Source organism: Paraglaciecola sp., assembly GCF_051252315.1.
Taxonomy (GTDB): domain Bacteria; phylum Pseudomonadota; class Gammaproteobacteria; order Enterobacterales; family Alteromonadaceae; genus Paraglaciecola.
Window position 1 is genome coordinate 1 of sequence record NZ_JBPOFP010000129.1, and the last position, 11,728, is coordinate 11,728.

At 39.0% G+C, this 11,728-nt stretch carries 8 protein-coding genes; 2 read left to right on the plus strand and 6 right to left on the minus strand.

Annotated elements, in window-relative coordinates:
• Positions 1-123: 123 nt before the first annotated feature.
• Genes msrB through malQ form a run of 4 tightly spaced genes read right to left on the minus strand, consistent with a single transcriptional unit; the run spans position 124 to position 7,054 of the window.
• A complete protein-coding gene (msrB, locus tag ACSHXM_RS18505; protein ID WP_435691259.1) occupies positions 124-513 on the minus strand; it encodes a peptide-methionine (R)-S-oxide reductase MsrB in 390 nt (129 codons plus the stop codon).
• A gap of 15 nt (positions 514-528) precedes the next feature.
• Positions 529-2,610, minus strand: coding sequence for a glycogen debranching protein GlgX (gene glgX / locus ACSHXM_RS18510; protein ID WP_435691261.1), 2,082 nt, complete (start codon positions 2,608-2,610; stop codon positions 529-531).
• Positions 2,611-2,614: 4 nt separating this feature from the next.
• Positions 2,615-4,801, minus strand: coding sequence for a 1,4-alpha-glucan branching protein GlgB (glgB, locus tag ACSHXM_RS18515; RefSeq protein ID WP_435691264.1), 2,187 nt, complete (start codon positions 4,799-4,801; stop codon positions 2,615-2,617).
• Between the two features lie 57 nt (positions 4,802-4,858).
• On the minus strand, positions 4,859-7,054 hold the full coding sequence (gene malQ / locus ACSHXM_RS18520) for a 4-alpha-glucanotransferase (protein ID WP_435691266.1): 2,196 nt from the start codon (positions 7,052-7,054) through the stop codon (positions 4,859-4,861).
• 216 nt (positions 7,055-7,270) lie between these two features.
• On the opposite strand from malQ, the gene gap reads away from it, so the two are divergent.
• Positions 7,271-8,266, plus strand: coding sequence for a type I glyceraldehyde-3-phosphate dehydrogenase (gene gap, locus ACSHXM_RS18525; RefSeq protein ID WP_435691268.1), 996 nt, complete (start codon positions 7,271-7,273; stop codon positions 8,264-8,266).
• 73 nt (positions 8,267-8,339) lie between these two features.
• Entirely contained in the window at positions 8,340-9,176 is an 837-nt protein-coding gene (locus ACSHXM_RS18530; protein WP_435691271.1) for a D-hexose-6-phosphate mutarotase, read from the plus strand.
• Positions 9,177-9,290: 114 nt separating this feature from the next.
• Here ACSHXM_RS18530 and ACSHXM_RS18535 read toward each other — a convergent pair whose 3' ends face one another.
• Positions 9,291-9,965, minus strand: a complete 675-nt coding sequence (locus ACSHXM_RS18535) for an exonuclease domain-containing protein (protein WP_435691273.1) — start codon at positions 9,963-9,965, stop codon at positions 9,291-9,293.
• 9 nt (positions 9,966-9,974) lie between these two features.
• Positions 9,975-11,728: putative nucleotidyltransferase substrate binding domain-containing protein (locus tag ACSHXM_RS18540; RefSeq protein ID WP_435691275.1), on the minus strand; the 1,754-nt coding region annotated here is incomplete at its 5' end.

Consider the following 11,728-nt stretch of genomic DNA (forward strand, 5'->3'; position numbering starts at 1 on the left):
GAGTTACACATTCGAAACAAGTACAACCCCAATTGAGCGCTAGACAGTATGTTTCATCACGCAAATGAAACAAGCTATCAAACACTCTATGCTTATTACACGATTATTGGGCTAATGCTATTGTTACTTTTCAGCAGACGTAAACTGAATCGAAACAGAATTGACACAATAACGTTTACCTGTAGGTTTGGGACCATCATCGAATACATGCCCTAGATGAGAATCACAATGTTTACAAACAATTTCAATACGACGCATAGCTAATGAGTCATCGGTATTAAATTCAATGTTATTGTCGTCACTCTGAGAGGAAAATGATGGCCAGCCACAACCTGAATCAAACTTGTCTTTTGATTCAAATAATTTATTTCCACAACAGGTACATACATATTCCCCATCACTTTTATTATCCAAAAGAGCTCCAGTGAAAGGACGCTCTGTTCCTTTTTCTCGACACACTCGAAATTCTTCGTCTGTGAGCCTTTCACGCCATTCCTGTGCGGATAATTTCATTGATTTTTCCTTAGGTTAATTAATAGGCACACATTTAAAAACACTTATACTTTGATAGGCTTGTAAATGTTTATGTTTGATCACAGCATTGGGTTGTTCTGAAAATTTGGCATAACGCGTGTCTAACACTAATTGCCAACCATCAGATCCACAAAAATCAGGTAGATGAAAACAAACATCATGATCGCTTGCATTAAATACTAAAAACCAGTGTTCCTGTTCCAAAGCTGTACCATGGACTGGCGCTCTTAGCTCTACTGCAAATGCTTGATTATTGTGATCCTGCCAATCATCTTCCACTTTACGTTCGCCGTCAGGTCTGTACCAATAAATCTTTTCAACGTTACTCTTATTCGAATAGTGATCGTCTTTCAAATTCATATGCCGCAAGATTTCGCTACTTTTTCGTAACTTAATAACTTGCTGACAAAATGTTAAAAATTCTTGTTTAGTTTCATCCGTTGTCCAATCAATCCAACTAATTTCATTATCTTGACAGTAAGCGTTATTATTTCCTTGTTGAGTGCGACTTAGTTCATCTCCACCTAACACATGAGGTGTACCTTGAGACAAGAGTAAGGTGGCAAATAAATTACGCTTCTGTCTCTCTCGTTGAGATAATATATCTTTATCTTGGGTGACACCTTCTACCCCATAATTACCTGACAAATTATGACCATGACCATCGCGATTTTGTTCACCATTAGCTTCATTATGCCTTTCTGCATAAGTCACTAGATCATGTAAGGTGAACCCGTCGTGATAACTCACGTTATTAACAGAGGTTAGAATTGAACGAGTTTCATGGGGAAACACATCTCTAGAGCCTAATAAACGCGTGGCAAAATCACTGGTTAATCCTTTGTCGCCACGCCAAAAAGCTCTTACAGTGTCTCTATATTTGTCATTACACTCAAACCAGTTAGAAGGAAACTGACCTAAACGATAGCCGCCAAGGCCAATATCCCAAGGCTCTGCAATAAGTTTCACATGACTTAGAATAGGATCTTGTCGGATTGTTCGAAAAAAACCAGAAAGACTAGAAAACTCATAGGGGTCTCTACCTAAACTTGCTGCCAAATCAAATCTAAAGCCGTCCACGCCCATTTCTTGAACCCAATAACGCAATGCATCCATGACCATTTTAAGGACATAAGGATAGGCAGTGTTAACGCTATTTCCACACCCAGAGTTGTTTACGTATTTTTCATAATCCACTGCACCAAATTCGTTTCTCTCAAATAAATAAAATGAAGAGTTATCAAATCCTTTAAACGATAAAGTTGGCCCTTCAATTCCACCTTCAGCTGTATGGTTAAAAACAACGTCTAATATAACTTCAATGCCAGCCTCATGTAGATGCGCTACCATAGTTTTAAATTCATTTACGCCATCTTTAACTACGTATCTTGGATCTGGGCAAAAATAATTAACAGGGTTATACCCCCAATAATTAGTTAACCCTTTATTGGTAATAAAGGGTTCTGGCATAAAAGCCGCTACAGGCATCAGTTGTAATGTTGTTATACCAAGAGCTTGTAAGTGTTGAATAATTTTTGGATGACAAACGCCTAAGAACTTGCCTTTAATGTCATCTGGCACTTGTGGGTGTAACTGAGTCAGTCCTTTAACATGGGCTTCATACAACACGGTTTGATCTAACGCTACTGGCGTTTCAATAGGTTGTGGACTTGCAGAGCTTGGGGCTAATACTTTGGCCTTAGGTACCATTTGCTGGCTATCGCCTTGGTATTGTTCGGCATTCCATATTAATGGTCTGTTTATCTCCTTTGCATAGGGATCGATTAATAGTTTTTCTTGATCAAATATCGCGCCTAAGTGCGCATGGTTTTTACCTATAACTCTGTAACCATACAATTGTCCGGCTTTTAAACCTTCAACAAAACAATGCCAAACTTTTCCCGTTTTAGCAGGCATGTCGATCACTTGAATTTGTTTTTCAGTAGCACTGTCAAAAAGAACTAACTCAAGTTGCTCGGCATGCGGACAATGTACGGCAAAGTTACAACCCGAAGAGTCAAGGTTTGCGCCCAATCTCTGGGCAGATCCGTCCTGTATATTAAATTTTAACGCCATATACCTACCCTTTATAAATAATAAACACACTCGCTAGCGGAGGTAGGTTAAATTGAATTGATTGCTGTCTGCCATCCCATTCAACTGCTTCAGAGTTCATGCCTTTGGCTATATCAAAGTCACTTCCCCAATACTTTTTATCGTCTGTATTTAAAATAACTTTGTACTTTCCTGAATCGTTAACACCGAGTCTATAATCTTCGTAAGGCACTGGAGTAAAGTTAGTTACAATGTAAATATTTTGCTTTTCAGATTTTCGTAACATTGACAAGATGCTTTGTTCTGCATTGCCATGATCAATCCATTCAAACCCTTTATGACTATGATCTAACTCGTATAATGCAGGGTATTTAAGATAAAGTTTATTCAAATCACGATACAGATCTTGTATGCCCTGATGTTTCTCATAATCTAATAAATGCCAGTCAATTGAACTATCATGATTCCATTCTTGAGCCTGGCCTATTTCATTCCCCATAAAATTGAGTTTTTTCCCTGGATGACCGTACATAAAGCCAGCATACGCTCTTAAATTAGCTGCTTGTTGCCATTCATCACCAGGCATTTTTCGTAGTAACGAACCTTTGCCATGTACCACTTCATCGTGAGAGATGGGTAAAACAAAACTTTCATCGAAGGAATAAACTAAACTAAAGGTAATTTCATTATGGTGGTAACGTCGGTACGAAGGATCTTTAGCAATATAATGTAAAGAGTCATTCATCCAACCCATGTTCCATTTAAAACCAAATCCGAGCCCACCTTCATCGACAGGGCGAGATACCTTAGGAAAAGAAGTCGACTCTTCAGCAATGGTCATGGCGTGAGGGTATTTGCCATATACTTCTTTATTCATCCATTGTAAAAAGCTGATCGCTTCATAGTTTTCATTGCCCCCATCTACATTGGGGATCCATTCACCTTCATCCCTTGAATAATCCAAGTACAACATTGATGCCACAGCATCAACTCTAAGACCATCAATATGGAATTTATCCAACCAATACAAAGCATTACCCACCAAGAATTGCCTAACTGTATCTTTACCAAAATCATAAATACAGGAGTTCCAATCTGGATGCCATCCCCTGCGAGGATCTTCATATTCGTATACGTGAGTACCATCAAATCGAGCTAAACCGTGCCCATCTTCTGGGAAATGAGCGGGAACCCAATCCATAATCACGCCGATACCATTTTGATGGCATTGATCTACAAAGTACTTAAAGTCATCGGGCGTACCAAAACGGCTAGTTGGAGCAAATAATCCGACGGGTTGATAACCCCAAGAACCATCAAAAGGAAACTCTGACACAGGCATTAGTTCGATATGGGTATAGGCCATATCTTTAATATAAGGAATAAGTTCATCAACTAACTCATGATAAGTTAAAAACGTATTTCCGGAATCACCACCTGGTTTTTTCCAAGAGCCTAAATGCAGCTCGTACACGCTCATTGGTTTAGAGTATTTATCTTGCTTGGCTTTTTTGAGCCATGCTTTATCATTCCACTGATATTCATTGTGGTCGTATACTACTGAGCTATGAGATGGATATTGTTCAGCTGAAAATCCAACAGGGTCGGCCTTATGGGGTAAACCATGTCCAGCGGAATCCTTAACTTGATACTTATACTTAGCACCCGCTTCAATACCCGGCACAACCAACACCCAATAGCCCATATCCGTTTTTTGCATGGGTAAACAACTGCCATTCCAATAATTAAAATCACCAATTAGTGAAACCGCGGAAGCATTAGGAGCAAATACAGCAAAGCGCGTGGCTTGAATTGGCTCTTTTAACCCTACATCTAAACTAATCAGTTGCGCGCCCAGTTGTTGGTAAATATTTTCGGGCTGATTATCCACGTAATGCACAGCGTGGTATGCCTGATCTTGAAATTGATAAGGATCTATAATTTGATATTGCCCAGATGAATTAGTTACTTTAAAAGCATAAACATCTGGCGCTTTAGCCACTGATAATTCAGCTCCAAATAAAAAAGAACTAGAGATATTTTCCAATTCACCAAGGGTTTTACCTGAAGCTAAATCTAACACTTCAACCTTATCAGCACCTGGTATCCAAGCAGTCACATTAAATTGAGAAGAAGACTGTTCAAAATGAGCGCCCAAATGAGCGAAAGGATAAGTACAATTTGCTTGTGACAGTACATGTTCTAAGTGCATTTTTTCGCCTTATATAAAATAACTCAATCCAATTTTGAGCCATTAAAAGAGATTTATTTAAGCTGAAGCGCTTTTACGAGCTTGCGTTAAATTAGCCGCTAATTGATTTAATGATGCATCACTAAAGATGTCTTGTAAATTACGAGTTAGCTTTCTGCGCCAATTAGGATACTCATGCAAAGTACCTGGTATGTTGACAGGTTTATCCATTTCTAACCAATCTTCCAACTGTAAACTCAATAACTCACTCGATCCTGACGCCATATGCAACTGCATGGAAAAGTTTAACTCCTGACTCATGCCAACATAATTAACATCAGGGCTGACATTTTCTGGCAGTGACTGATGCGCTACTAAGGAGTCTAATATTGCCTGTTTATTTTCATGTCTACTAGTATAAAGAGATTGTAAAATCTCATCTGTTGGATATAAGCCCAACTCCTTACCTAACTCTAAATCATCACAATGCCAAAAACCTGACAGGGTCGGCATGTCATGTGTGGTTAAGGTAGACATAGATTGTTCAGGATAATGTGCTGGAGAGTAAAAGCCGCCATCTTTAGCTTGTTCGAAAAAGAATACCCGATATGAATACACACCGTTTTCAGCTAACTTAGCTCGAATTTCATCAGGCACTGTACCTAAATCCTCTCCAATCACTAAACTTTGGTGTCTATGGCTTTCGAGAGCCAATATTCCCAATAAATCGTCAACCGGATAATATACATATCCACCTTCTTTCGCGCTATCGCCTTTAGGCACCCACCACAATCTTAATAATGCCATCACATGATCAATACGCAAGGCGCCAGTTGCATGCATATTAGTATTAAACAAATCGATAATAGGCTGATACTTTTGTTCAAATAGTTTCATAGGATCCATAGGTGGTAATCCCCATGATTGGCCTAAAGGACCTAATACATCTGGCGGCGCACCGACACTTGCATCAGTGCAATATAAGTCTTTATTACCCCACACTTCGGCACTACCTTCACTCACACCCACCGCGAGATCTCGATACAAACCAATTTGCATGTCGTTAGTCATAGCAACCGAGTTGGCTTGTTCCATTTGCAGAGCAGCTTGCCATTGTAACCATAAATAAAACTTTACTCGTTTGGCATTTTTCTTAGCAAAGGTCTTAACCTTAGCACTTGAGAAATCTGAATATTCTTTAGGAAATACTTGCCAACCCCAGGAAGGTTTTCCTTCTTCCTGCAAACTTTCTTGTAATACGTCATAAATAGCCAAGGTTTGAAGACTATCCCCACCGTCGCCAACAAAGGTTTTAAAAGCTTTATTCAGCTTGCTATTTTTAGTTAAATATTTTTCATTCTGGTAATCAAAAATGGCTGATAACGCCTGCAATTTAAGTTCTGATACAGAGTGGTAATCAACATGTTCCACCTCACGTACTTCACTTAATTTTGCTTGAAACTCAGCTTGATTAACTAAGTTTTGAACAGGCTGATGCAAATATCCGTCTAATTGCGTTACGTCAATATAGATAAAATTTAGCCACCGTCTTGATGAGGGGCCATATGGACTGCAGGTATCTGGGTTAGAAGGATACAAAGCATGAATAGGGTTTAGCCCGATAAAATCCGCCCCTTGTTTGGCTGCTTTTTCGACTAAGTAACCTAAATCAGTAAAGTCCCCTACTCCCCAATTGGTTTCGCTCCGCACGCAATACAATTGCACACTCAATCCCCACGTCTTTTCTCCATTAACAAGTGGTGCGGGTTTAAAACACGATTGCGGTGCAACAATCAAACGCATATTAGCTAACTCATCCCCATCAATGTCCAATGACAAAGTGTGATATCCCAAAGCTAAATCAAAAGGTAAATCAATTATGTATTCTTGAAATTCAATATCTTGTATATGACATACATTTGCCAATTGGCCATCTATTGGAATAATGGTGCGAGTGAATATTTTATTTTGTTCAGTTACCACTTTTATTTGGTATTCGTCACTGACCAACTCAATAGGCAAACGTAGGGCGATTTGTAACTGATGTTGGGTTCGCACAACTTGTACTGGATTGAGCGGATTTAACCAACTTTTGTTAGCTAGTTCATCTAACTGTTGATTCAAAACCTCTGGATTATCAACTTGATACCCCATCACAGTTAACAGTTTTTGTTTAGTGCTAGGCTTAATCTCGGCTGGTTTACCCCAGGCGTCGGTATAATTAGATTCTATACCGCAGCAATCTACTAAATAATCAATTAATGATGCAGTCATTCGTATCTGTTCCCTATATTTTCACACTAATACTATCTATAAAAAGAATGCTTTTAGAAATTTGAACACATTTTTAGCTTAAAACTGTAATTTAATAACATATTCACTCATATATTTTGCCTTACTTGGCTAATTAGTCCATAATTTCGTAATTATATTTCAAAAGGGCTATTATTGCCTTTTCGCTCAGTTTAACAGTATTACAGAGGATCAAAAATGACTATTAAAGTTGGTATTAACGGATTTGGCCGTATCGGAAGATTTGTATTCAGAGCAGCTTGTGAACGTAACGATATTGAAATTGCGGGTATCAATGATTTACTAGATGCTGATTATATGGCTTATATGTTGAAATACGATTCAACACACGGCAAATTTAACGGCACTGTAGATGTAGTTGATGGACAACTTATTGTAAACGGTAAAACAATCCGTGTTACTGCCGAGCGTAACCCAGCAGATTTAGCATGGGATTCAATTGGTGTTGATGTAGTTGTTGAATCAACAGGTTTGTTTTTAACTGACGAAACAGCTCGTAAGCACATTGAAGCAGGCGCCAAAAAAGTAGTATTGTCTGCTCCTTCTAAAGACGCTACCCCAATGTTTGTTATGGGTGTTAACGCTGATTCTTATGCTGGTCAAGATATTGTTTCTAACGCTTCTTGTACAACTAACTGTTTAGCACCTCTAGCTAAAGTTCTTAACGATAACTTCGGTATCGTTGACGGTCTAATGACTACAGTTCACGCAACAACTGCAACTCAAAAAACGGTTGATAGCCCTTCTGTAAAAGACTGGCGCGGTGGTCGTGGTGCTTCTCAAAACATCATTCCATCTTCTACTGGTGCAGCTAAAGCAGTAGGTAAAGTTATTCCAGAGCTAAACGGTAAACTAACTGGTATGGCTTTCCGCGTACCAACTGCTGACGTTTCTGTTGTTGATTTAACGGTTAACCTAGCTAAACCAGCTTCTTATGACGAAATTTGTGCTGCTATGAAAGCTGCTGCAGATGGTCCTTTAAAAGGCATCATGGGTTACACTGAAGACGCTGTAGTTTCTCAAGACTTTATCGGTGACGTACGTACTTCTGTATTTGACGCTACTGCAGGTATTGCGCTAACTGACACTTTTGTTAAATTAGTATCTTGGTACGACAATGAAATCGGATACTCAAATAAAGTATTAGATTTAGTTGCTCATATCAGCAAATAAATTATTAGCCTTGGCTAAATGAAAAGGCGACCTATGTCGCCTTTTTTGATCAACCCGAAAAGTAAGAATCAGTATGTTATTAACTAACTCAACGAATATTATCACTCGCGACCATATTCAAATTTTAGCGATAGACAATGCATTTGCCAGCGCAGAGTTGTCTTTGTTTGGTGGGCATTTATTAAGTTTTAAGCCTAAACACGACAACAGAGAACGCCTTTGGGTAAGTCAAAACGCGATACTAGACGGTAAAAAAGCCATCAGAGGTGGCGTGCCTATTTGCTGGCCATGGTTTGGTGATCATAAAGATCCTCAGTATTCGGCCCATGGATACGTACGAAATCAAAAGTGGGATATTGTTAGCAGTCAAGAGTTAGACACTGGCACCCAGATTATCCTGAAACCTAAAACCAGTGAAGGTGAAGGATTTGAAGGTGAAGTTGAACTGCAATTAATTGTAGTGGTAGGAGAAACCTTAACCATTCAACTAGTGACTAAAAATATTGGTGATACTGAGCTTAGTTACAATTGTGCCTTACACAGCTATTTTAGTGTGACAGATATTCACGCAATCGAACTATTAGGACTAGAAGGCAAATACTTAGATAAAACCCGATCTTTTGACAGTATTGAGACACCTAGCCCTTATCGATTTAGCGAAGAAACCGATCGCGTACATTTACATAAAGCGCCGGAAGTTACTATTGCCGATAATAAAAATATCACTAAAGTGCAATCAAGCGGTCACGACAGCATAATTGTTTGGAATCCCTGGCAAGACAAATCTATTAGCATGGGTGATATGGCTGATGACAGCTATTTAACTATGGTGTGTGTAGAAACAGCCGTAACCCAAGGACAAACAGTAAAACCTGCAGAAACTCATACCGTTGAGCAGATAATTCGTTAACCCGAATTCAGGATAAGTCGTGTTGTTACCATAGAATTAATTATGTAAAAAATAATTCGGTGACAACACTCCCCCACAACTACTACAAAACAAACTTAGCCTTGATCCAGAGACTTATACCAATTCCTTTAATTTTTTCTCACCTGATTTTTGCTGTACTAAAAATAGCTCTGCCGTAGCAATAGCATCATTAAGGGCATTGTGAGCAAAGTAACTGGGCAGCCCATGAGTTTTTCTTAATGCAGATAGTCTCAATTCTTGCGGATCGTAGGCAATATTTCGTTGGTCAAGTTTACGTTTAGCAATTGCTAAGGTATCTAAAATCATAAAAGGTGGCGATACACCGTATAATTCTACACAAGCCTGTTTCAAAAATTGTTGTTCGATTTGGGCAAAATGTACCAGCATTACCTTTCCTGCCAGCGCTTTTAACAAGGCTTCGACCACCTCTCGTAAAGGCTTCCCTTGAGATTTTTGTTGATCGGTAATTTGGTGAATTTTCACATTTTCTGCATCGAGGCGATCTTCAGTGTTAATAATTTGATGGTAACAACTGCCTAGTTTGATTTGCTGTTTATCCAAGTCGACAAAACCAACACTCAGTAATTTGTCTGTGACAGCATTTAGTCCCGTTGTTTCAAAGTCTACAGACACAATCGATAGGTCAGATAACAGCGTGTCTTCACTAGGAAAAGGCACAGATAAAAAATCATAAAGCGCACCTTTAGGCGCTTTTTTCAATAAACGTTTTCTACGTGCTTCGAATCCAAATATTCTATTAAGAAACAAAGTGTCTCCTTAAAGCGTCGCTGATTGACGATAATCTTGCATGGCTTTGATGACCTTAAAAGCGTCCTTTAAATGCTCTCTTTCTAATTTTGAAATCTGTTTAGGATCAATAAAATTATCTACAGGGAGTTCTTTGCATAAAAGTTTACCTTGATGCGCTAACCGAACCGACGTTAAAAACTCATAAGCATCTATCAAATTTTCAGCGGAGGATTTAGTCAATGATTTTGTCCCAGAACATTGCTTAAGACGATCTATTGTATTGACCGCAGCAATACCTTCACTCAAGGCGTAAATACGGGCCAAGTCCACAATTGGCGCAATGCCGTTATGTTTTAAATCTAAAGTCGCTTTGTGTTTACCGTCTTGAATTAAAACAAAATCTCTGAAAAAACCCAGTGGAGGCTTAGATCTAACGGCGTTTGCCGACAAATGCGCAATAAACAAGGTGCTGGTCTTGGTTTTTTTTAACATCCGCTTACGCACTTTTTCAAGTAAGCTTATATCACCATGAACAGTACTTAAGTCAAAAAAAACACTGCTATTTAACAAAGCTTTGGGGCTAGGTTTATCTACCCAATTAGCAAAGTATTGTTGCCATTTTTTTTGTGGTTGACGCCATTTTTTGTTAGTCGCCATTATATCACCAGGACAATAAATAAATCCGCATTTGGCTAACCCATCACTCACAAAAGTAGCAAGCTGCATAAACCACTCGTCGTCTTCTGGCTTCATGGAATCACAAATAATTAAGGCATTGTCTTGATCTGAGTGAGCCAATTGCTCTTGCCTAGCTTGAGAGCCTGCGGCTAACCAAGCGTAGGGCACAGGCGATGAACCCAGATTTTGTTCAGCCATTTCTATCAAGCGTATGGTAAATGCCATAGTGATGGCACTCACACTTTTACCGATATGGTCGGCATTTGAGCCCAGTTTAGTCAGTTTAACTTGTAATTTAATTAACAACTGGCTGATGGTAACTAACTCATCAACAGTGCCCGCTTTATGAATAATGCTAGTCATATTAACGGCGTTATGACCTTCGTTATTGACTAAATCGGTAACGCTTACCATGCCTGCTAGTTTACCACATTGGGTCACTGGTAAATGGTGGATATGTTTGCTGGTCATGGCAATTAACGCATCAAAGGCATTACTTTTTATATCTATAGTGGCAATGTCCTTAGTCATTATTTCGCTAACTGGGTTCGAAGTTGACAAACCAGCCGCTACGCAACGTCGTCTAATATCTTTGTCGGTTATTATGCCTAATTGCCCATGACTCTTTTGTTCGTCTCTCGACGGCTCACTGGAGGCTTTTTCATCAACCACCACTAGGCAAGAAAATCCCAGTTCAGTCATTTTAATGGCCGCGTCTTGAATGCTAGTGTCAGGAGATATAGTAACCACGGGATGATGATAAAAGTCTTCAACCGAGGTATTGCTGATTGACGAGGACAAAATAGCCTCGTCAGTGAGTTTGTTTGTTTTGTTATGTAGTCGTTGCTCAGAAGAATTTTCTAAAAATTCTACAACCTCTGGAGACTTTATCAAAAGTGCTTTAAGAGTGATGAAGTCTATGCTGTAAATTAGCGCGTCTTCATCGACAATGACTACACCAGTTGTTTGTAATTCACTTGTTTTTTGACAAAAAACCGAACATATATCTCCCTCTCCATATTTTCCAATCAGCTCTTCATTTTTTGTTATGTAACGTAACGCGCCTTTACGTAATATGTACAATTGAGGTTGTTCAATATCAT

What these genes read in the sequence shown, in the direction of transcription:
- msrB (WP_435691259.1), bottom strand. Translation starts at nt 513, where the DNA reads ATGAAATTATCCGCACAGGAATGGCGTGAAAGGCTCACAGACGAAGAA.
- glgX (WP_435691261.1), bottom strand. Translation starts at nt 2,610, where the DNA reads ATGGCGTTAAAATTTAATATACAGGACGGATCTGCCCAGAGATTGGGC.
- glgB (WP_435691264.1), bottom strand. Translation starts at nt 4,801, where the DNA reads ATGCACTTAGAACATGTACTGTCACAAGCAAATTGTACTTATCCTTTC.
- malQ (WP_435691266.1), bottom strand. Translation starts at nt 7,054, where the DNA reads ATGACTGCATCATTAATTGATTATTTAGTAGATTGCTGCGGTATAGAA.
- gap (WP_435691268.1), top strand. Translation starts at nt 7,271, where the DNA reads ATGACTATTAAAGTTGGTATTAACGGATTTGGCCGTATCGGAAGATTT.
- ACSHXM_RS18530 (WP_435691271.1), top strand. Translation starts at nt 8,340, where the DNA reads ATGTTATTAACTAACTCAACGAATATTATCACTCGCGACCATATTCAA.